Source organism: Aestuariivivens marinum, from assembly GCF_022662175.1.
GTDB classification, from domain to species: domain Bacteria; phylum Bacteroidota; class Bacteroidia; order Flavobacteriales; family Flavobacteriaceae; genus Aestuariivivens; species Aestuariivivens marinum.
In genome coordinates this window covers 94,157-115,832 of the sequence record NZ_JAKMCR010000005.1, presented here as the reverse complement: position 1 = coordinate 115,832, position 21,676 = coordinate 94,157, and the positions used below count along the sequence as shown (strand labels likewise).

The window sequence follows — 21,676 nt, the reverse complement described above, 5'->3', positions numbered from 1 at the left end:
ACTTGTTAATAACCACCTTTAAATAACTAAAAACTTATTCGGTTATAACTGTTTTAATTTTGTAAATTTGCCTGCGTTTATAAGCGCATTATGGTAAGTAGTACAAAATACATTTTCGTCACCGGTGGTGTTACATCTTCATTAGGAAAAGGAATAATAGCAGCATCTTTAGCCAAACTTTTACAAGCACAAGGATATCGGGTTACTATACAAAAATTAGATCCATACATTAATGTAGATCCTGGAACTTTAAACCCATATGAGCATGGTGAATGCTATGTAACCGAAGATGGGGCTGAAACTGATTTGGACTTAGGCCATTATGAGCGTTTTTTAAACACCCCAACTAGTCAGGCCAATAATGTAACTACAGGACGAATTTACCAAAGTGTTATACAAAAAGAACGTCAAGGTGAGTTTCTGGGAAAAACGGTTCAGGTTGTACCGCACATAACTGATGAAATTAAGGATCGCATACAGATATTAGGAAACTCAGGAGACTACGATATTGTTATTACCGAAATAGGTGGTACCGTGGGTGATATTGAATCTTTGCCATACATTGAAGCCGTTAGACAATTGCGTTGGGATTTAGGCGACAAAAATGGCATTGTGGTTCATTTAACATTGATACCTTATTTGTCGGCTGCAGGAGAATTAAAGACCAAGCCCACACAACACAGTGTAAAAACGTTAATGGAGAGTGGGGTACAGGCCGATGTTTTGGTTTGTCGTACAGAGCACGATTTGCCCAAAGAGCTTCGCCGTAAGTTGGCGTTGTTCTGTAACGTTCAAGAAGAGGCCGTTATACAGTCCATTGATGCTTCAACAATATATGATGTTCCTAATTTAATGTTGATGGAAGGTTTGGATAAAGTGGTTCTTAAAAAGTTAGGCTTAGAATCCAGAAAACCAGACATTCAACGTTGGAACCAATTCCTGAAGCGACATAAAAATCCAAAGACGGAAGTAAATATTGGATTAATTGGTAAGTATGTAGAACTTCAGGATTCTTACAAATCTATTTTGGAGGCTTTTATCCATGCGGGAGCAGAAAACGAAGTTAAAGTCAATGTGGAGTCCATTCACTCAGAGTATTTAAGTGAAGATAATATCAAATTGAAACTGTCACATCTCGATGGGATTTTAGTTGCACCTGGATTTGGAGAACGAGGTATAGAAGGAAAAATAGATGCAGTTAAATATGTTCGTGAAAATAATATTCCGTTTTTTGGAATATGTCTAGGAATGCAGATGGCGGTAATAGAATTTTCACGTAATGTCTTAGGAATTTCAGATGCGGATTCAACCGAAATGAATCCAAATACTGCAAATCCTGTTATAGACTTAATGGAAGAGCAAAAAACCATTACGGATAAGGGAGGAACTATGCGATTGGGAGCTTGGTCTTGTGATCTGCAAAAGGGAAGCAAGGTTTATAATATTTATAAAGAAGACACCATAATGGAGCGACATAGGCACCGTTATGAGTTCAATGGTAAGTACAAGGAGCAAATTGAAGCTGCAGGAATGATTGCTACTGGATTGAATAAAGATACGGGTTTGGTGGAAATAGTTGAGATACCAGAACACCCTTGGTTTGTGGGAGTTCAGTATCATCCAGAATATAAAAGTACTGTAGCCAAACCACACCCGTTATTTGTTGGTTTTGTTAAAGCTGCTTTAAAGTATAAAATGAAAGGCAAGGATGTCAGTATGGCACAAAATTAAATTTTGGATAACTTATTGATTATTGCAAATAATTCCTGCAGATGCAGGAATCTTTTTTAATTGATTTAAAAGAATATGGAAGAAAGAAAATTAGATATTAATTCTATAATTGGGTTTATACTCATTTTTGGAATTTTAATATATATGTTTTGGCAAAACCAACCTACGCCAGAAGAGCTTGAAGCTCAGGAAAAAGCCAAGCAAGAACAAGTTGAAGCACAAAAAAAGGTAGAAGAAAAGCAACAAAACAATACAGCTGTTGTAGAGGATATGGAATTAGCGGAAAGTTCTGATTCTTTACAAGTGGTTAAGCTGCAAAATAAGCTAGGGGCTTTTGCCTATTCTGCATTAAAGGCAATAGAAGGAGAGACTGTTGTAGAAAATGAAGTGCTGGAGTTGAAATTCAGTCACAAGGGAGGCTATCTCTCAGAAGTGAAATTAAAAGCCTTTGTCGATTTTAAAGACCAACCCATATATCTTATTAAAGATAAGAATGCTGGATTTAATATAAATTTTGGAACGACCGATAGCAGAATACTAAACACTAAAGATCTGCCATTTATACCAACTGTGACTAAAAATGGAGAGAATACTATCGTTTCCATGAAACTAAAAGTTTCAGAGACAAAATTCTTAGAATACCGTTATGAGATTAAGCCAAACGATTATATGATTGGTTTTACCGTTCGGTCACAAGGTCTGAATGATATTGTTAATAGTTCTCAGGACATTAAATTAGATTGGAATCTTAAAGGGTACCGTCATGCCAAAAGTATTTCGTATGAAAACAGATATACCGATATTCATTACGAATACGAAAATGGTAAGGATGATTATACTGGTATGCGGGATTCAGAAGAAACCATTGAAGATGTTACGTGGATTGGTTACAAACAACATTTTTTCTCATCGGTATTATTAACGAAATCACCGTTTAAAAAGGCTGTGGTTAAAGCTGAAAATTTAGTGCAAGACGAAGCTATAGATACGGTTTACACTAAAAACTTTTCGACTAGCTTGCCATTGGAATTACAAGGTGGTGAGTTCAACAATACAATGGACTTGTTTTATGGTCCTAACGATTACAAAGTAGTTACGGCCTATGATAGAAACCTTGATGAATTGATACCCTTTGGATGGGGTATTTTTGGATGGATAAACCGTTACGTTTTCATGCCATTGTTTGGTTTCTTGGGTAGTTTCTTGCCTTATGGCATAGCCATTATCGTGATGACCATCTTAGTAAGGATAGCGATGTCACCTGTAACTTATAAATCGTATGTGTCCCAAGCCAAGATGAAGGTCTTAAAACCAGAGATTACAGAGATTTCCAATAAGTATAAAGACAACCCCATGAAAAGGCAACAGGAAACCATGGCCTTATACAGCAAGGCAGGAGCTAGCCCCATGGCTGGATGTTTGCCCGCGTTAATGCAATTGCCTGTGTTTTATGCCTTATTCCAGTTTTTCCCATCGGCGTTCGATTTAAGGCAAAAAAGTTTCCTTTGGGCTGAAGACTTGTCGTCTTACGATACCATTGTAGAATTGCCTTTTAATATTCCATTTTACGGTGACCACGTGAGTTTGTTCCCCATATTGGCGTCATTAGCTATATTCTTTTATATGCGTATGACCACAGGGCAGCAAGTGGCGGCACAACCCAGTCAAGAAGGGATGCCCGATATGGGCAAAATGATGAAGTACATGATTTACTTCTCACCTTTAATGATGTTGGTCTTCTTTAATAATTATGCATCAGGTTTGAGTTTATATTACTTTATATCCAACCTAATTACCATTGGTATTATGTTGGTGATTAAAAATTATATAATTGATGAGGATAAGATACATGCCAGAATACAGGAGAATAAAAAGAAACCTAAAAAAGAAAATCGTTTCCAAAGAAAGATGAAGGAAATGATGGAACAGGCTGAGCAACAAAAACAGGCCCAACAAAGAAAAAAGAAATAATAGTTAACAGATCATATTTTCCTTGAAAAGGGAGAGTGGATTTCAATTTTATAATAAAAATTGAAAGACAGAAGGGTTAAAAGTAGAAGCTGTCAATTGTGATGATTTATTGATCATTAATATTGGCAGCTTTTTTTGACAATACAATTTGTAATAATTTTTAGCGTTTTTCAAAAAAACAATCGATATGAAGTTTTATAATATCATTTACGTCTTAACCATACTGAATGGCTTTTTTATGTCTGCCCAAGACATCAATCAATTTGATGAAAATGGCAAGCATCATGGTATTTGGAGAAAGCATTATAAAGGAACTAAGGTATTACGATACGAAGGCGAATTTTTTCATGGTAAAGAGGTAGGGGAATTTCGGTTTTATAAAAATGATAATGGTAAACAGGTTCTATCGGCAACAAGAACCTTCAGTAAAACAGGAGATACAGCGCAAGTAAAATTTTTTAACCCTCAAGGTAAAGTTATCAGTGAAGGCACCATGAAGGGTAAAACCTATGTTGGGACTTGGAAGTATTACCACAATAAAATCGGCAATCTTTTAAATATAGAACATTATAATGATAATGGTGATTTGGAAGGTGAGCGTTTAACCTATTATGAAAATGGACAAGTAGCAGAACAACAGTATTACATCAAAGGCAAATTGGATGGTGAAACGATATGGTATTCAGAAAGTGGGGTAGTTTTAAAAATGTTTGTATATGCTAATGGTGAACTTCATGGACCAGCCAAATATTACAATTTTAAAGGAGAGCTCGTCACCGAGGGACACTATAAAAATGGAAAGAAAACTGGGATTTGGAAGTACTACGAAGGAAATAAGTTAATAGAAGAAAAAGACTATACCTATAAGCCAAAGTATATTAAAGTAGATGGTAAATATAAAAAAGCTCCCCAATAATGGAGAGCCTCTTTTCTTAGACAATTTTTATGAGAGAACGACTATTAATTGTCTAAAATCAAACCAAAAACCAATTCAAAAAATGTATTCACAAATAAGTTTCTTTTGGTGTGCTGCAACTTTAATTGCTAGTTTTTTGTACAATTTAACATCAACAGCGGAAACATTTTTAAATTATACCTATCAAATAAAGTTGCTTTAGTACACCATTTTTCGCTGTTTATATTTATTTAATTGCTGGGTAGTAAAACTTTATTTACTACATGTATAACGCCATTTCCAGCCTGAACATCTACTGCAATAACACCAATATCTGTATTTCCAGCACCATCTGTTATATCTGCAGTATTAGTTCCAGATCCCGGTAAGGTAATTGTAATATTGTCGCCTTCCAAACTTGTAGCGGTTGTATCGCCATTTGGTGTTAAATCACCAGATCTTACATTAGCCTCGGCTACTACATGATGTAGTAGTATATTAGTAAGCGTGGCTTCTTCGGGAATGCTCGATAACATATCAAAAGCAGCATTTGTAGGAGCAAAAACCGTAAAATTAGGATTGATTCCGTCTCCATTCATGCCTTCAGTCCTAGAAAGTATAGAAGCAAAATCGGTAGCAGGAGTTAATTCCGTTAATGCACTTAATAAAGTTGAAAAATTAGGATCTGCTAATGCAAATGTAACTACAGTTGGAATATCAATCACAGCATCAATAGCATGTATTATTCCATTACTTGCAATAACATCGGCTTGGGTAACTGTTGAAACGCCATTGAACATAACGTTACTTGACGCGTTAAAATACAGACTCAAATTGCTCATGTCTGGACCAGATGCACTGGTATTGGTATAGCCCGCGCCAGCTGAGGTCAAATCAGATGATGTGGTAACGCCACTTAAAACATGGTTTAACAGAATATTGGCTAGGGCATCAGTTGGAACATTCGCCAAAGGCGTACCGTTTAAAAATGTTGTGAAAGCAGTATCATCTGGAGCAAGAACGGTAAATGGTCCGGTTCCGCTTAGCACGTTAACTAAGTCCCCATCAGCAGCACCTAGAGCAGCTACAAGACTACTAAAGCCAGGATTAGCAGTGGCATGGTCAACAACAGTGGGCAAACCAATAACATGGTCTACTATATGAATTACTCCATTCGTAACTTCAATATCTGCACTTGTTACAGATGAAATACCATTAAACGTAACACCATTGGATGCGTTAAAAAACATACTCATTTTATTGTTAGCTGTTCCAATAGCTTCAGTTGAAATATACCCATTTCCAAAAGCTGTCAAATCACTGGACATGAATTTTCCTGAAATTACATGATTAAGCAAGATTTGTGCTAGAACATCAGTTGGTACATCCCCTAAAGCAGTAAAACCATTATTAGTCAAAAAGGTGTCAAAAGCGGCATTGGTAGGTGCTAAAACTGTAAACGGACCACTCCCTGATAAGATATTTACAAGGTCTCCGTCTGCAGCCTGTAGAGCAGCAACTAAATTACTTAGGTCTGGAGTACTTAATGCTTTGCTTACAATATTATCTGGTAGTTTGGGCAATACAACTTTGTCGATTACATGAATAACACCATTGGCAGCTTGTACATCGGTAACTACTATGTTGCTCATTCTTCCGTTTGAATCGGTTAGTGTTGGTCCACCCGAGACATTAGCGGTAATATCTCCACCTAATGTCGTTACAGTCATATTATCTATTAAATCTGATGATATCACATTAGCTCCAGCTATAGCATGCGAATCTAGAGCGGCTTTAAGTGTAGGTTCATCAATTTCACTAAGAGATGATAACTCAAGCTCGTTCAATAAGCTAGCAAAAGCGTCGTTAGTAGGAGCAAAGACTGTAAACGGAGCAGGGCTTGTTCCGTTTGGGGTAGATAATGTTGTTACGTAATCAAAAGTTAAGTCACTTCTGGTTAGAGCAGAAACCAAAGTTGAAAAGGTATCATCTGCCAAAGCAAAGTCAACTATAGTTGGCAATCCAATTACAGCATCAACAATGTGAATAACCCCATTTGTTGCATCAATATCAGCATTTGTAACAGAAGCGTTACCATTTAACTGAACTCCCGATGATGTGTTTATGTATAAACTCAAGTTGGCATTTGAGCTTGCTTCGGTAGCTAAAGTTTTTTCATATCCTGTTGACAGATCTGTGGATTTAAGTTCTGTAGAAATGACATGATTTAATAGAATCTGCTCTAATGCATCTGCAGGAACTTCTTCCAATGATGCAAATCCGTTAGCAGCTAAAAACGAAGCGAATGCTGCGTTGGTAGGTGCAAATACAGTAAATTGACCACTACCGTCTAAAGTTTCTACAAGATCTGCACGATTTAAGGCCGCTACTAAACTGCTTAATTGTGGAGTAACTACTGCTATTTCGGCAATAGTTTCTGGCTGTTCAACTACAATAGGATCATCATCGCTTAGACAAGAAGATGCGAAAGTTAATACCATAGTTACTAAAACTAACTTTTTAATTGCTGTTAATGTTTTCATTTTCATTTTGTTTTTATTTTGTTTAACAAAAGTACATAATAATTAAACAAAAAACAAAATATTGTTTAATAAAATTTTAAAAAAAATAAACAAAATATTATTTGTACGTTACTCAAAGTCTTAAATTAATAAGGGGTATTCTCTTTTATATCGTATCTTTGTAACCAATTTTTTTTTGATGAAACGTGTAGTAATTGGACTTTCAGGAGGAGTAGATTCAAGTGTTGCTGCTTATTTGTTAAAACAGCAAGGCTTTGAGGTGATTGGTTTGTTTATGAAGAACTGGCATGATGATTCTGTGACTATTTCCAATGAATGTCCATGGCTGGATGATAGTAACGATGCTATGATGGTTGCTGAAAAATTGGGAATTCCATTTCAAACGGTCGACTTAAGCCAACAATACAAGGAACGTATTGTAGACTATATGTTTAATGAGTATGAAAGAGGTCGAACACCAAACCCCGATGTACTTTGTAATAGAGAGATAAAGTTTGATGTCTTTATGAACATTGCGTTAGAACTTGGAGCCGATTATGTTGCTACAGGTCATTATTGTAGAAAGGGCAGTGTTGAAAAAAACGGACAAACCATTTATCGTCTTTTGGCTGGAGTTGATGGGAATAAAGACCAATCGTATTTTTTGTGTCAATTATCCCAAGCCCAATTGGCAAAATCCCTATTCCCAATAGGGGAGTTAACCAAACCACAAGTGCGTGAAATCGCCATGAGGTTGGGTTTGGTGACAGCTGAAAAGAAAGATTCCCAAGGTTTGTGTTTTATAGGGAAAGTCAAGCTACCTGATTTTTTGCAACAACAATTAAAGCCTAAAGAAGGTGTCATTGTTGAGGTTTCTAAAGAACAGAATATATTTCAAGAGGCTCAACCAATGTTTAATACCCTTGAAGAGAAATTAAGATACTTATCGCGTAAGATTGATTACAAACTTTTAGATGGTAAAGTAGTGGGTAAACATCAAGGGGCTCATTATTTCACCAAAGGACAACGAAAAGGATTGGCAGTAGGAGGTACTCCAGAACCTTTGTTCGTAATTGATACAGATGTAGAGGAAAACGTCATCTACACAGGGCAAGGTAAAGAACACCCGGGATTGTTAAAAAAGGCTTTGTTTGTGACTAATGATGAATTACATTGGATTCGGGAAGACTTAATGTTAAAGGAAGGCGAAAGTATGTTAGTTTTGGCAAGAATCCGATACCGGCAAGCTTTGGAAAAGGCAATTTTGTATAAAGTTCAAAGTGGTTTATATGTGGAGTTCGAAAATTACCAATCTGCTATTACAGAAGGTCAGTTTGTAGCTTGGTATCTCGATGATGAACTTGTGGGTTCAGGGATTATCGCTTAAGCTTTTTAGTCTCATTTCGAAATGGAAGCAGTGTGACGAATGGGAAATATCATTTCTTAAATTTCATCTTAACTTTCACTTTAGGGATATAATTCATAATTTTCCATTTTAGAAACATTTCTTTATGACCAATAGAATAACACAACTATTCCATATTAAATATCCTATCGTACAAGCGGGCATGGTGTGGAATAGTGGTTGGCGTTTGGCATCGGCTGCTAGTAATGCTGGGGTTTTGGGAATGATAGGAGCAGGATCCATGTACCCTGATGTGCTTAGGGAACACATCCAAAAGTGTAAAAAGGCAACCAATAAACCATTTGGTGTTAATGTACCCATGTTATATCCCAATATTCAAGAAATTATGGAAATTATTGTAGATGAAGGGGTGAAGGTTGTCTTTACTTCGGCTGGAAATCCAAAAACATGGACTTCTTGGTTGAAAGACAAGGGTATTACTGTAGTGCATGTAGTAAGTAGTGTGAAGTTTGCCTTGAAGGCACAAGAAGCAGGTGTCGATGCTATAGTTGCTGAGGGCTTTGAGGCTGGAGGACATAATGGCAGGGAAGAGACCACTACATTGACCTTAATCCTTATGGTTAAGGAACAAATAAATATACCATTAATAGCTGCAGGAGGTATAGCTACGGGAAGAGCTATGTTGGCTACCATGGTTTTGGGAGCAGATGGTGTACAGATAGGGAGCAGGTTTGCTGCAAGTGAAGAAAGTTCTGCACATCAATTATTTAAACAGGCTATTGTTAATGCTAAAGAGGGAGATACCCAATTGACCTTGAAAGAATTAGCTCCAGTACGGCTAATCAAGAATAAATTTTACAATCAAGTTCAAGAACTATACAAAACAGGACCAACAATAGAGCAACTTAAGGAACTTCTTGGACGAGCACGTGCAAAAAAGGGCATGTTTGAAGGTGATTTAGAAGAAGGGGAGTTGGAAATAGGGCAGATTTCTGGATTAATCCACGATATTAAGCCCGTGACTACAATTGTTAAGGATATTGTAAAAGAGTTTGAAGAAGCTAAAAAACAGGCTATTGATTTATAGCAATTAAATTTTAAAAAGATTGCTATCAATCATATTAGTATTTGTATTTAGAGGCCTTTGTGAATTACATTTATTTTCTTTTTATATTTAAGACAAAGCTTTGTTAGGTTAATAATCAATGATTTTTTAAAAGTATAATTCTATAAATATTAAATACATGAACACAAAAAAGTGTCTTCAACTATTGATGCTCGTAGGATTCCTGTGGGTTCAATTTTTACAAGCCGAAATTAAGCTTCCAGCTATTGTATCTTCAAATATGGTATTACAACGTGATACTGATGTTACTCTGTGGGGCTGGGCAGATCCTTTTGAGGATATTTCCATTGAAGCATCTTGGTTGCATGAGAGTATAAATATTTTAGCCGATAAGGAAGGGAATTGGAAGGTTAAAGTAATGACTACCAATAGCAAAGAGGCACAAATAATTAAAATTTTTAGTAGAACATCCAATATTCTTTTAAAGAATATATTATTTGGTGAAGTTTGGTTGTGCTCAGGTCAATCTAATATGCAACAGCCACTTTCTGGCTATAACGGCCAACCTACATTTGGTGCATTACATGCAGTAGCTAATGCAAATAACCCTAATTTAAGGTTGTTTACTGTACATCGAAAGGGTGCAAAACTACCTTTGAACAATATTGATAGTTACGATGGATGGGAAGAAGCGAGTTCTATTAATGTGATGGAGTTTAGTGCCGTTGCCTATTTTTTTGGTGAGCAATTGCAGAAAATTTTAGATGTTCCTGTGGGTCTTATTCATACCTCATGGGGAGGTAGTAAAGTAGAAGCTTGGATAAGTAAGGAATATATGAATACTTACCAAACTGTTGATCTAGATAGTGTGGATATTAATAAACAAACCAATCATATTCCTACAGCCTTATTCAATGCTATGATAAATCCATTAATTCCATATACAATAAAAGGCACCTTATGGTACCAAGGTGAGAGCAATCGAGATAAACCTTCTGAATACAAAGAGCGTTTTCCAGCTATGGTTAAAGATTGGCGATCCCGTTGGAATATTGGAGACTTTCCATTCTATTATGTGCAAATTGCCCCTTTTTTATATGGCGACAATAATGCCTTTGAGGTTTCTAATAACTCAGCTTATATACGTGAAACCCAACTCAAATGTGTTGATCTTATACCAAATTCTGGAATAGCAATTACAATGGATATCGGTGAGGCCAATTGTATTCATCCGGCGAAAAAGAAAGAGGTGGCCAATAGACTATTATTTATTGCATTACATAAATCCTATGGTTATAAAACTATTGATTTTTCGGGACCAATATACAATTCCATGATTGCTCATGAGGGTGGATTAATGTTACAATTTCAAAATGCCGAAAAGGGACTTTATACATTTACCAATTTAACTGGATTTGAGATAGCTGGTGAGGATAAAGTTTTCTATCCAGCCGATGCAAAGATTATAAACGGTAACCGTGTATTTGTAACAAGTGGTCATGTAAAAACTCCTGTTGCAGTACGATATGCTTGGCGCAATTGGGTTAAAGGAAGTTTATTTGATACTAATCTCTTGCCTGCATCTTCATTTAGAACAGATGACTGGAATGATGCTAAGCATGTTGAATAATATATTATAATTTATAACTTTTCGAAGGATATTCTATACAGTCTGCTTGAGCCATTATTGTATCTGTTCAATTCAGCAATTAACTCCTCTATGTTTAAAGGGTCATCTAATAGGATTTTGGTGTTATCGCGTTTACTTGTAAAATATAAAGTATTGGTTTTGGTGTCAACAAATGGGCAATAATCCATTTTACTAGAATTGATAATATCACCCATATTTTCAGCTTTACTCCAAAGGGTTTTTGTTTTGTAACTAATATAAAGATCACCACTGCCATAACTATCTGTTCTATTGTAACTACCAAAAATTAAATAGGATTCATCTGGAGCTATAAAGGCATTATACTCGTAACCTTCAGAGTTAATACTAGCCGATAATGCTTTGGGTTCAGCATATTGGCCATTATTATATTTACTAAAATAGATGTCATCCTTTCTTTTTATGTTTGTGTCGTCTCTAGTAAAATAAAAGTTTCCGTTTAGGGCAATAGATGGGTAAAATTCACCGTGTTCGGTATTTATAGGGCTTCCCATATTTTTTGGTTCAGACCAATTAGCATTTAAAGATTGACGTTCAACATACCAAATGTCAAAATCCTTAGGTTTGTTGGAGTCAGAAGTCAATGATCGGGTAGACACAAAATAAAGTTTTAGGCCATCAGGTGAAAAACAAGGCTCTAAATCGAAATACTTACCAGAAAAAGAGGCTATTTGAGGGTTCCCCCAACTATTACTTTCTTTTTTTAAATGAATAATGGCTGAGAGGTTACCATTAACACTTTGTGCAGTAAGCATAATCTCATCACCATTAGGAGATATGGTTACATCCCTAACATTAGGAAATTGTTTAACAATATTTGGTAAAAAAGGTTCGACAACGTGTTGTTGAGAAAAACCAATAGAGGATATTATAATTAAGAAAAATGTATGGAAGAACTTCATAGACTTTAATTTGGTATACAGTCAAAGGTAGCTAAAGAAGCATTTGTATTGTTTAAAATAAATGTTAATTAAATATAATAAAAAAGGGGAAAAATTTCCCCTCTTGAATATCGAAACGAGTAAGCCAAAATATTTTTAATCCCTAATAAAATAAAAGCCAAATGTTTCTATATATATTTTCTAAAAATTGTTCGATTAAATGGATTTTGGATAATAGCATTCCAAACTTACAAAAAATAACCATTTGATATTAAGAGTGTTGCTGTAATTTATTAACAATTTTCACCAAGATTTGGTCAAATCTTTTGGCTAAACGATAATATTCACAATGCTAAAGTTTATTTTTGCATGATGCTGATAAAAAACTATACCAAAGAATTTAAATACAATTGGCAATTGGCAGCCCCAGTTATGTTAGGTATGTTGGGACATACTTTTGTTAGTTTTATTGACAACATTATGGTAGGGCAATTAGGTACAGCAGAATTGGCAGCTGTGTCTTTGGGCAATAGTTTTATGTTTATTGCTATGTCTTTAGGGATTGGTTTTAGTACTGCCATCACGCCTTTAATAGCCGAAGCAGATTCAGCCCAGGATTTTGTAAAAGGAAAATCAGCCTTTAAACATGGCTTATTTTTGTGTACTGTTTTGGGTGTGTTACTTTTTTTATTGGTGTTTTTTGCAAAACCATTGATGTATTTAATGAAACAGCCTGATGAAGTGGTTATATTGGCAATGCCATATTTAGATTTAGTGGCATTTTCACTTATACCATTAGTTGTTTTTCAGGCGTTTAAACAGTTTGGAGATGGTTTGTCAATGACCAAATATCCCATGTATGCCACTATTTTAGCCAATGTGGTGAATGTTTTGTTAAATTATATTTTAATATTCGGAAAGTTAGGTTTTCCTGCATTGGGTATTGTTGGAGCGGCTTATGGTACTTTGGCTTCAAGGTTTATTATGGTGGGGCACCTTTGGTACTTGTTAAAAGGAAAGGATAAATCCAAAGCATTTGTTACCAATATTAAGTTTTTTGTTTTAAGTAAAAGGATGCTGCAAAAAATAATTAACCTTGGAGCCCCTAGCTCTATGCAAATGTTTTTTGAGGTAGCTATTTTTACTGCTGCTATTTGGCTAAGTGGTTTATTGGGAAAGAATCCTCAAGCAGCAAACCAAATTGCATTAAATCTATCATCGATGACTTTCATGGTGGCTATGGGACTAAGTGTAGCATCCATGATTCGTGTTGGTAACCAAAAAGGACTACAAGCATTTTATGAATTAAGACGAATTGCATTTTCCCTTTTCTTAATGGGAACCTTATTTGCTGTGTGCTTCGCTATTATTTTCTTTGCATTCCATAATCAATTACCAAAACTTTATGTCGATTTTGATGATATTAAGAATCTAAATGATAATACAGAAGTAATCGCTATAGCCTCAAAATTATTAATTGCTGCTTCAATTTTTCAAATAAGTGATAGTATCCAAGTTATTGTTTTAGGTGCTTTACGGGGACTGCAAGATGTAAAAATACCAACTATAATCACTTTTATATCGTATTGGTTGGTAGGGTTTCCAGTAAGTTGGTTTTTTGGAAAAGAAGAGACTTATGGTAGTTTTGGTATATGGTTGGGCTTACTTGCAGGCTTAACTACGGCAGCTATTTTATTGTATATTAGGTTTAATTATTTGACTAAAAAGTTAATTTTGTCAAACAACTAAATAAGAATAGATTATGATCTTACCAAAATTCATATTAGGTGATAATTCAGAATATCCCAATGCTATTTATGTGATTCATACAGAGTTTCCAAGGTTCATAATTAATCTTGAAGATGATGATGTGGAATGGTTCGAGGATTTTGATGCCGAAGACCAAAAGGAGCTAGAAATAGAAACAGAAAATGCTATCCGGTTGGCGACTCAATTTTATGACCGAGAAATAGCGAAATACGAAGAATAATCTATCAAAAATGTTGGACAAAATTCTGCAATACGATAACGAACTCTTTTTATATTTAAATACTTTAGGATCGGAACCATGGGATGTTTTATGGCTGACCATAACAAACAAGTTGTTTTTTGGGCCTGTATTAGGGCTAATACTTTTTTATTTTTTATATAAAAAATTTGGGTTTAAGTCTGTGGTTTTTTTAGTATTTGTACTTGCCTTAATGATAACCTTTACAGACCAATCTACTAATTTGTTTAAGCGTGTTTTTGAACGTACTCGTCCCTGTAGAACAGAAGGCGTGATGGAACATATGAGGTTTATAGCGGTGCGTTGCGGTTTATATGGTTTTTTCTCTGGGCATGCCTCTAATTCTATGGCGGTAGCTGTATTTGGTGGGTTATTACTAAAGCCATTTTATAAATGGATTATATATGTGCTAGTGGGTATTAGTTTTATTGTTGCTTATAGTAGAATTTATGTAGGCGTACATTATCCGTTGGATATTGTCTGTGGGTTAATATTTGGAGCTATATCTGGATACCTGTTCCATAAATTGGCAAAATATTTGTTGAAACGCTTTCAACTTTATAAACCAGAACCAGTATGAATATTTTAGTTACTGGGGCAGCAGGTTTTATAGGATCACATACAGCTGAAGCTTTAAAAGCTTTGGGACATGAGGTTGTTGGAGTAGATAATTTTTCGTCTCATTATGATGTGGGTTTAAAGAAATTGAATGAAAGGAGCTTAAATTCAGTTGGTATTTCGGTCATCAATAAAAATTTAAATGATGAAGATTTAGTTGAAACTTTACCCAAAGAGATTGATTATATTTTTCACTTTGCAGCCCAACCTGGAATTTCTACTCATTCTACATTTCAGGATTATTTGCAGAATAATGTGCTGGCGACAAAACATTTAATAGACTATGCTCTTGGTTTGCCAAATTTAAAGCTACTGGTTAATATAGGAACTTCCTCTGTTTATGGTCTGGAAGCCACATTTGATGAAGATGCAATACCTAAACCTGCATCTTTTTATGGAGTAACAAAATTAGCAGCTGAGCAATTAGTGCTTCAGCAAAGTAGAGAAAAAAAGCTAAGAACCTGTTCGCTGAGGTTATATTCGGTAATAGGCCCTCGGGAACGCCCTGAAAAAATGTTTACCAAGTTAATTGACTCGGGAATAAAAGGCACTTCCTTTCCTTTATTTGAAGGCAGTGATAAACATTTAAGGAGCTTTACCTATGTGGGTGATATTGTTGAAGGTATAGTTGGTGTTATAGATAAAACATCTGTTATGGATGGGGAAATCATTAATTTGGGAACAGATAAAGAATATACCACTAAGCAAGGCATTGAAGCAGTAAAGAGTATTTTGGGTAAACCTATTCACCTAAATGTGATACCAAAGCGCCCGGGTGATCAATTTCGTACTAAGGCTGTTATAGAAAAAGCTAGAAAATTATTGGATTATAACCCGAAAACAACATTGATGGAGGCTGTAAAACATCAGATTGAATGGTATAAATCAAGCGTTCTAAAGAGATAATAAATAATCTGCAGCAGCAAAAGGAGTGGTTTTATTCTGTTCGACTAGAACTAATTGTTTTTCGAGCTCTTTTTTTATTTTATCTGAATTAAAGAAATTATACTTTAACTCGGATTCAATGGTCTGGATCAGCCAAAACTTATTTTGTTGGTATCGTTTTTTATCGAAGAAGTTATTATTTGTTGTGATTTGTTTATATTCTAGAATAAGTTTCCAAATCGTATCAATGCCTTCATTTTGTAAAGCACTACAAGTCGTTACCTTAGGTTGCCAACCTGAAGTTTTTTCAGGATATAAATGAAGCGCTCTATTAAATTCAACCTGAGCTAGTTTTGCACGTTTTAAGTTATCACCATCCGATTTATTAATGGCAATGGCATCAGCCATTTCAATAATACCGCGTTTTAAACCTTGTAATTCGTCACCCGCACCTGCAAGTTTTAACAATAGAAAAAAATCAACCATACTGTGTACGACTGTTTCACTTTGTCCAACACCAACGGTTTCAATAATTATGACGTTAAAGCCAGCTGCTTCACAAAGTATAATAGATTCTCTTGTTTTTCTGGCTACACCACCTAAGGTATCACCAGAGGCTGATGGTCGTACATAAGCATTTTTGTCTTTCACCAAGGTTTCCATTCGGGTTTTATCGCCTAATATACTACCTTTGGATATGGCACTAGAGGGGTCTACTGCCAAAACAGCAACTCTTTTGCCCTGGGATGTTAGGTGTTTTCCTAAAGCCTCAATAAAAGTACTTTTACCTACACCCGGCACTCCAGTAATTCCAATCCTAATGGATTTGTTTGCATGAGGTAAACATGTTTTTATAATTAGTCTAGCTTGCTCTGAATGATTCGGATTTTTACTTTCAATAAGAGTGATGCCCCTGCTTAAAGAAGATATGTTTTTATTTAAAATACCATTGACTAAAGTATCTGTGTCTAAAATGTATTTACGTTTATTTTTAAAGGAGACAATAGAAGCTGTATTGGTTATTCCTGTTTCAGGAATACCTTTGTTTTCTTTTAAAGTCTTTGGTTTTTTCTTAGTCACTTACTAAACGATTGATTCACTAATTTACAATTTTTAGTTTTATATGTACAAAAAAGCACAAATGTTTAGTAGTCTTTTGACTATTGTAACTTTAAGTGAACTATTATAATGAACAAGTGATTTATAAAATGGTTTTTCTAAAGACTACTACTGCAAATAGCCAACTTATTTTAGCGGGACTTCGATTTTTACATTATCCCAAGCCATGGTTAAAAAAAGATTGTCAGTTGAATTATCAAAAGCTATTGTAAATTGTTCAACCACATGATCTATTTTTTTCACTGGAACCAAAACCTTAACTACATCAAAATTCGGTTCTCTAAGGGGTTTTAGTGTGGTATGGTCTACGCCCCATTCATATTGTTTGGCATTAAAAATAACCTGCCATGCTGTATCGTTAGGGATAGTCCACAAGGTATATTTACCAGCCTCAAGTGAATCGTTAACAATTTTTAAGGCTTTATTAGTCTCAAAAGTGGTAGCTTCATTGGCCCCAGTACGCCAAACTTCATTGTAAGGAACAAGGGCCCCAAAAATTTCTCGACCACGTTTTGAAGGTCTGTTATAAAATACTTCAAGTTTTAAATCATCAACTTTAAAGCTCACTGTTTTTTTTGGACTCTTTGGCTTTTGAAAGCCATCATTGAGATAAGAATAAACAAAAACTCCAAGGGCAACAATAAGTAGTATTGCCATTAACTGTTTTAAAAAAGTATTCATAATATATAGCAATTTTTGGGATGTAAAGATACTTTAATTAGGTGCAATCTATAAAATGCTAACGCATATTTATTTAGATTTGTTACACTTATAAATAAAAAAAAATATGGTGTATTTGCAACATATTTATTTTTTTATCGTCCTTTAATATGAACTAGCTTAAACCAAAATGTAGACCAAAGTATGTTTCAAGTTGACATTATTGAAAAATGTAAACAAAACAATCGTAAGGCACAACTGCAGTTATACAACCAGTACTGCGATGGTATGTATATTGTTGCCATGCGTTTTTTGAAAAATACAAATGATGCTGAAGATGTTGTTCAAGAAGCTTTTATTAAGGCTTTTACAAAACTGAACCAGTATAAAGCAGAGGTTACTTTTGGAGCTTGGTTAAAACGTATTGTCGTTAATAAGAGTATTGATTTCCTGAAATCCAAAAAACAACGTTTAGTTGAACTGGAAGAAGTGCACTTAAAGGTTGTCGATACTGTTGATGATGACAAATGGTTAGTAGACGATGCAATTACACTAGATGAAGTAAAAGTGGCAATTGGTAAGTTGCCAGATAAATATAGGTATGTTGTTATGCTATATTTAATTGAAGGGTACGATCATCAAGAGATTTCAGAAATACTAAATATTTCTGAGGTGTCATCGCGAACTCAATTATCTAGAGGAAAATCTAAATTAAAAGAATTGTTAACACTAAATGAAAATGGCACAGGATATTAGAGAATTATTTAAGAATGAAAAGTTTTCGATCGAAAAAATGCCAGAAAACCATCAGGAACGGTTTCTTAAAAAATTAGATGAAGCATTGCCGCAAGCTAAGCGTCAATCGTTTAGATGGTACAATATTGCAGCTAGTGTTGTAGTGCTTTTAGGTTTAAGCTATGGTGCATTTAATTATCTAAATATTAATGATGAATCCAATGGAACAGAGACTATGGTTGCTAAAACCAAGACACTTGGTGATGTGTCGCCAGGGTTAAAGAAGGTAGAGGATTACTATTTGGCTAGTATCAATTTAGAACTTTCAAAAATTAAATACACCCCAGAAACCAAAGAGGTTTTCGATGGTTACATTACCCAACTCGACGAACTCAATAAGGAGTATGAGCGTTTGTCTTTAGAGTTGACTAAAGCAGGTCCCACCGAGCTAACCATTAATGCCTTAATAGATAATTTAAAACTTCGTTTAAACCTATTGTATCGATTAAAAGAACAATTAAAGGAATTAACACAAGCTGAATTACAATCACAAACAGCTTAAAACATCAATCAAACAATGAAACAGTCAATTATAAAATTAAAATTATTTATACTAAGTTGTTTTGTTTTCGCAACACTAACAGCACAAGAAAAACTAACTAAGATATCGCAATCTGTAAAAGTAGATAAAGATGTTACCATCGATTTAAATACGAGCTATTGTAATATCGAATTTGATACCTGGAATAAAAATACCGTTGAAATAGAAGCTTATATAGAAGGTGATGGCTTAAGCAAGGAAGAATTAGAAGAAGCTTTAAAAAATTGGGAGGTAGATGTTGATGCTTCTACATCTCTGATAACTGTAAACACAAGGGGGCATGCACCGGTAGCTTGGGTGCATAACTTGGATCTTAGAGATATAGATGGTTTAGATGTTGTTCTGGAAGAGTTGAAGTTTGAATTGGCAGATTTGCCAGAGCTGGATTTTGACTTTGTGTTTCATGAAATACCTCAAATGCCTTTGGCACCAGAAATACCAGAAATACCGGAGTTTCCAGAATTGCCAGAGCTTCCAGAAGGCGTTAAAAGTATTAAATTCGATTACAATGCCTATAAAAAAGATGGAGACAAGTATTTAGAAGAATATACTAAGGAATTTGAGTCTAAATTTGGGAAGAAATTTGCAAAAGAGATGGAAACCTGGGGTGAAAAATTTGGAAAGGAATGGGAGGAAAAATATGCTAAACAAATGGCGGATTGGAGTAAAAAATTTGAGGAGCGATATGGAAAACAAATGGAAGCTTGGGGAGAGCGTTTTGCAGCCCATATGGAACGACGAGCCGAACGTATGGAAGCCATGGCAGAACGTAAAGATAAAATGAGTGAAGAGCGTGAAAGAGCTCGTGAAAAGTATAAGATGGAACGCGAAAAGTTAAGTGAAAAGCGTGAAAAACTAGCTGATAAAAGACGTGTAATCGTGGAGCGTTTGGTTAACCGCGAAGCTCACTCTAAGGTAAAGAAAACTATAAAGATAAAAATGCCAAAAGGTGCTAAACTAAAGCTTAATGTAAAGCATGGTGAATTAAAGTTGGCAGCGAGTACTAATAATTTAAAAGCTGATTTAGCCTATACTAAGTTTGTAGCACAAAGCATTAATGGAAGTTCTACTTCCATTAATGCTACACATTCACCTGTTCATGTTGTCCAATGGAATGTGGGGGAACTTACCCTAAATTATGTAGAGAAAGCTAATCTGGAACAGGTTGGGCAGTTGGTGCTTACGGCAAATTCCTCCAATATTAAAATTGATAATTTGCTTGGAAATGCTATAATAAATGAAAGTATTGGAGATTTAAGAATTTTAAAGATAGATGATGCCTTTACCAATTTAAATGTCAACTTACATAATACAGAGGCGGTTATTGTACTACCTAAAGCAGCCCATAACCTTCAATTTAAAGGAAATCGTACCCGGTTTACTCATCCCAGTAAAATGGCAAAGGATAATACCTCTTCTTTTTCAACGGGAGATTTAAGCTCGGACAAAAGTATTCTTGTTAATGCTAAGTACAGTAACGTAACTATGCGATAGATTTCTTAGTTTTGGGAAAATATGCTTTATGGACCCAAGTCGTTTTTTAAAATGCCTTTATAACATTAATACAATACCACTCCATGTTTTAGATCCTTCTAAACCCTATTCAAAATATATCCCATTAGATTTATCGGAAAATAATACCCAATTCAGTTCATTTGATTTTTCCTCTTCTGAAAAATTAGGAAATTATATAGAGACTTTTATAAAAAAGCATAAGGCTTTTGCCGCTTATGGTGGTTATTTGGAAAAACGAACTATTTATAAACGTAGCGCACATTTTAAAACATTAAATCTAGATAACTCAGAACGTAATATCCATCTAGGAATCGATTTTTGGTGTCCTGCGAATACAGCTGTTTATACTCCATTGAAAGGAACAGTGCACAGTTTTTGTAATAATAGCAATTATGGCGATTATGGACCAACCATTATTTTGAAACATACCCTTTTCGAATTTGAATTCTATACTTTGTACGGTCATTTAAGTTTGTCTTCTATAAAACATCTAAAAGTAGGGCAAATATTTAAGGCAGCAGATCAAATAGGCACTTTGGGAAGTAAAGATATAAATGGTGATTATCCGCCACATTTGCATTTTCAAATCATAAAGAACCTTCAGGGTTGGGTTGGAGATTATCCGGGAGTATGTAATATCAAGGATTTAAACTTTTTTAAATCTAATTGTCCAGACCCTAATTTGTTATTGAAGATAAAACTGTAACGTAAAAGATGAAATATAGACTATAACAAGTTCAAACTAGTTAGTATAGGTTTTGTCTTTGGTTATTACTAATTTAATACAAGTTTTATTCTTTTTTCCCTTTAACAACAATCGTTAATTCTATATCATCGTTGATATACTTTTCGCCTAAATTATCAAAAAAAGATCTTGAACCGTATCTTACATTCCACTTAGAGCGATCTATAGTAAATGTTTCACTTTCTACTTTAACCGAATCGTTTGTATGAAATACCGACACAGGAAAAGTTACATTGTTAGTTGTGTCCTTTAGGGTTAAATTTCCAGAGAGTAGTGTTTTATCATTAACGTTTTCAAAACCGGTTATTTTAAAAGAAGCAAAGGGATATTTTTGAACATCAAAAAAATCGACACTTTTTAAATGTTTTTCCAATCGGGCATTAGCTTCAGAATCTTTGAGCGAGGCCATATCAACATTAAAGGTTCCACTTTCAATTTTACCATCGTTTATGGTCAATTCACCATGACTTAAATTTATAGTACCTGTATGTGAGCCTGTAGGTTTATAGCCAGACCAGATAATAGTAGATTCGTCTATGGACATAATAAATTTATTTGAAGAATCTTTTGCTAAATTAACTGTTTCAGCTTTTTTAGTTTCAGCTTCTTTTGCTTTATTACGACAGCCGGTTGTTATAAAAGTCAACACAATAATTATTAACGCAAAAGGGAGTTTGTTTTTCATAATC

General features: G+C 34.8%; 19 protein-coding genes. 14 read left to right on the top strand and 5 right to left on the bottom strand.

The genetic code is table 11. The annotated features are described in order from the left end of the window. Positions 1–90: 90 nt before the first annotated feature. From MR053_RS12165 to MR053_RS12155, 3 genes are all read left to right on the top strand, one after another. Entirely contained in the window at positions 91–1,731 is a 1,641-nt protein-coding gene (locus MR053_RS12165; protein WP_242132700.1) for a CTP synthase, read from the top strand. A 75-nt stretch (positions 1,732–1,806) separates the two neighbouring features. Next, positions 1,807–3,702: a membrane protein insertase YidC gene (yidC, locus tag MR053_RS12160; protein ID WP_242132699.1), complete on the top strand. Its 1,896-nt coding sequence runs from the start codon at positions 1,807–1,809 to the stop codon at positions 3,700–3,702. Positions 3,703–3,889: 187 nt separating this feature from the next. Further along, positions 3,890–4,618, top strand: a complete 729-nt coding sequence (locus tag MR053_RS12155; protein WP_242132698.1) for a toxin-antitoxin system YwqK family antitoxin — start codon at positions 3,890–3,892, stop codon at positions 4,616–4,618. Positions 4,619–4,848: 230 nt separating this feature from the next. On the opposite strand, the gene MR053_RS12150 is transcribed toward MR053_RS12155, so the two are convergent. Next, complete coding sequence (locus tag MR053_RS12150) at positions 4,849–7,140, bottom strand: fasciclin domain-containing protein (RefSeq protein WP_242132697.1); 2,292 nt, start codon at positions 7,138–7,140, stop codon at positions 4,849–4,851. 178 nt (positions 7,141–7,318) lie between these two features. On the opposite strand from MR053_RS12150, the gene mnmA reads away from it, so the two are divergent. From mnmA to MR053_RS12135, 3 genes are all read left to right on the top strand, one after another. After that, the gene (gene mnmA / locus MR053_RS12145; RefSeq protein ID WP_242132696.1) at positions 7,319–8,506 is read left to right on the top strand and encodes a tRNA 2-thiouridine(34) synthase MnmA; all 1,188 of its coding nucleotides are present in this window, start codon (positions 7,319–7,321) and stop codon (positions 8,504–8,506) included. 124 nt (positions 8,507–8,630) lie between these two features. After that, positions 8,631–9,572, top strand: coding sequence for an NAD(P)H-dependent flavin oxidoreductase (locus MR053_RS12140; RefSeq protein WP_242132695.1), 942 nt, complete (start codon positions 8,631–8,633; stop codon positions 9,570–9,572). Positions 9,573–9,729: 157 nt separating this feature from the next. After that, a complete protein-coding gene (locus tag MR053_RS12135; RefSeq protein WP_242132694.1) occupies positions 9,730–11,181 on the top strand; it encodes a sialate O-acetylesterase in 1,452 nt (483 codons plus the stop codon). Between the two features lie 11 nt (positions 11,182–11,192). Here MR053_RS12135 and MR053_RS12130 read toward each other — a convergent pair whose 3' ends face one another. Next, positions 11,193–12,122, bottom strand: a complete 930-nt coding sequence (locus MR053_RS12130; RefSeq protein ID WP_242132693.1) for a TolB family protein — start codon at positions 12,120–12,122, stop codon at positions 11,193–11,195. Between the two features lie 351 nt (positions 12,123–12,473). Between MR053_RS12130 and MR053_RS12125 the strand changes: the two genes are divergently transcribed. From MR053_RS12125 to MR053_RS12110, 4 genes are read left to right on the top strand one after another with little or no spacing between them, the layout of a single operon-like run. After that, positions 12,474–13,850 (top strand): MATE family efflux transporter, encoded by a 1,377-nt coding sequence (locus MR053_RS12125; protein ID WP_242132743.1) that lies wholly within the window; start codon positions 12,474–12,476, stop codon positions 13,848–13,850. Between the two features lie 13 nt (positions 13,851–13,863). Next, positions 13,864–14,091 carry a hypothetical protein gene (locus tag MR053_RS12120; RefSeq protein WP_223551967.1) on the top strand — a complete coding sequence of 76 codons (228 nt, stop codon included), beginning with the start codon at positions 13,864–13,866 and terminating at the stop codon, positions 14,089–14,091. Positions 14,092–14,101: 10 nt separating this feature from the next. Next, on the top strand, positions 14,102–14,689 hold the full coding sequence (locus MR053_RS12115; protein ID WP_242132692.1) for a phosphatase PAP2 family protein: 588 nt from the start codon (positions 14,102–14,104) through the stop codon (positions 14,687–14,689). Further along, on the top strand, positions 14,686–15,633 hold the full coding sequence (locus MR053_RS12110) for an NAD-dependent epimerase/dehydratase family protein (RefSeq protein WP_242132691.1): 948 nt from the start codon (positions 14,686–14,688) through the stop codon (positions 15,631–15,633). The genes MR053_RS12115 and MR053_RS12110 overlap by 4 nt, the downstream gene beginning before the upstream one ends. Here MR053_RS12110 and meaB read toward each other — a convergent pair. Beyond that, on the bottom strand, positions 15,622–16,692 hold the full coding sequence (meaB, locus tag MR053_RS12105; RefSeq protein WP_242132690.1) for a methylmalonyl Co-A mutase-associated GTPase MeaB: 1,071 nt from the start codon (positions 16,690–16,692) through the stop codon (positions 15,622–15,624). The genes MR053_RS12110 and meaB overlap by 12 nt on opposite strands. A 165-nt stretch (positions 16,693–16,857) precedes the next feature. Further along, a complete protein-coding gene (locus tag MR053_RS12100; RefSeq protein WP_242132689.1) occupies positions 16,858–17,388 on the bottom strand; it encodes a DUF2911 domain-containing protein in 531 nt (176 codons plus the stop codon). Positions 17,389–17,595: 207 nt separating this feature from the next. On the opposite strand from MR053_RS12100, the gene MR053_RS12095 reads away from it, so the two are divergent. Genes MR053_RS12095 through MR053_RS12080 form a run of 4 tightly spaced genes read left to right on the top strand, consistent with a single transcriptional unit; the run spans position 17,596 to position 20,948 of the window. Continuing rightward, positions 17,596–18,147, top strand: coding sequence for an RNA polymerase sigma factor (locus MR053_RS12095; RefSeq protein ID WP_223551972.1), 552 nt, complete (start codon positions 17,596–17,598; stop codon positions 18,145–18,147). Continuing rightward, positions 18,131–18,688, top strand: coding sequence for a hypothetical protein (locus MR053_RS12090; protein WP_242132688.1), 558 nt, complete (start codon positions 18,131–18,133; stop codon positions 18,686–18,688). The genes MR053_RS12095 and MR053_RS12090 overlap by 17 nt, the downstream gene beginning before the upstream one ends. A gap of 15 nt (positions 18,689–18,703) precedes the next feature. Continuing rightward, the gene (locus MR053_RS12085; protein WP_242132687.1) at positions 18,704–20,221 is read left to right on the top strand and encodes a hypothetical protein; all 1,518 of its coding nucleotides are present in this window, start codon (positions 18,704–18,706) and stop codon (positions 20,219–20,221) included. A gap of 28 nt (positions 20,222–20,249) precedes the next feature. Continuing rightward, on the top strand, positions 20,250–20,948 hold the full coding sequence (locus tag MR053_RS12080; RefSeq protein WP_242132686.1) for a peptidoglycan DD-metalloendopeptidase family protein: 699 nt from the start codon (positions 20,250–20,252) through the stop codon (positions 20,946–20,948). 85 nt (positions 20,949–21,033) lie between these two features. Here MR053_RS12080 and MR053_RS12075 read toward each other — a convergent pair whose 3' ends face one another. Next, positions 21,034–21,672 carry a YceI family protein gene (locus MR053_RS12075; protein WP_242132685.1) on the bottom strand — a complete coding sequence of 213 codons (639 nt, stop codon included), beginning with the start codon at positions 21,670–21,672 and terminating at the stop codon, positions 21,034–21,036. Between the last annotated feature and the right edge of the window lie 4 nt (positions 21,673–21,676).

Bases quoted from the DNA above. Each gene is read 5' to 3' on its own strand.
- MR053_RS12165 (WP_242132700.1), top strand. From the start codon at position 91: ATGGTAAGTAGTACAAAATACATTTTCGTCACCGGTGGTGTTACATCT.
- yidC (WP_242132699.1), top strand. From the start codon at position 1,807: ATGGAAGAAAGAAAATTAGATATTAATTCTATAATTGGGTTTATACTC.
- MR053_RS12155 (WP_242132698.1), top strand. From the start codon at position 3,890: ATGAAGTTTTATAATATCATTTACGTCTTAACCATACTGAATGGCTTT.
- MR053_RS12150 (WP_242132697.1), bottom strand. From the start codon at position 7,140: ATGAAAACATTAACAGCAATTAAAAAGTTAGTTTTAGTAACTATGGTA.
- mnmA (WP_242132696.1), top strand. From the start codon at position 7,319: ATGAAACGTGTAGTAATTGGACTTTCAGGAGGAGTAGATTCAAGTGTT.
- MR053_RS12140 (WP_242132695.1), top strand. From the start codon at position 8,631: ATGACCAATAGAATAACACAACTATTCCATATTAAATATCCTATCGTA.
- MR053_RS12135 (WP_242132694.1), top strand. From the start codon at position 9,730: ATGAACACAAAAAAGTGTCTTCAACTATTGATGCTCGTAGGATTCCTG.
- MR053_RS12130 (WP_242132693.1), bottom strand. From the start codon at position 12,122: ATGAAGTTCTTCCATACATTTTTCTTAATTATAATATCCTCTATTGGT.
- MR053_RS12125 (WP_242132743.1), top strand. From the start codon at position 12,474: ATGCTGATAAAAAACTATACCAAAGAATTTAAATACAATTGGCAATTG.
- MR053_RS12120 (WP_223551967.1), top strand. From the start codon at position 13,864: ATGATCTTACCAAAATTCATATTAGGTGATAATTCAGAATATCCCAAT.
- MR053_RS12115 (WP_242132692.1), top strand. From the start codon at position 14,102: ATGTTGGACAAAATTCTGCAATACGATAACGAACTCTTTTTATATTTA.
- MR053_RS12110 (WP_242132691.1), top strand. From the start codon at position 14,686: ATGAATATTTTAGTTACTGGGGCAGCAGGTTTTATAGGATCACATACA.
- MR053_RS12100 (WP_242132689.1), bottom strand. From the start codon at position 17,388: ATGGCAATACTACTTATTGTTGCCCTTGGAGTTTTTGTTTATTCTTAT.
- MR053_RS12095 (WP_223551972.1), top strand. From the start codon at position 17,596: ATGTTTCAAGTTGACATTATTGAAAAATGTAAACAAAACAATCGTAAG.
- MR053_RS12090 (WP_242132688.1), top strand. From the start codon at position 18,131: ATGGCACAGGATATTAGAGAATTATTTAAGAATGAAAAGTTTTCGATC.
- MR053_RS12085 (WP_242132687.1), top strand. From the start codon at position 18,704: ATGAAACAGTCAATTATAAAATTAAAATTATTTATACTAAGTTGTTTT.
- MR053_RS12080 (WP_242132686.1), top strand. From the start codon at position 20,250: ATGGACCCAAGTCGTTTTTTAAAATGCCTTTATAACATTAATACAATA.
- MR053_RS12075 (WP_242132685.1), bottom strand. From the start codon at position 21,672: ATGAAAAACAAACTCCCTTTTGCGTTAATAATTATTGTGTTGACTTTT.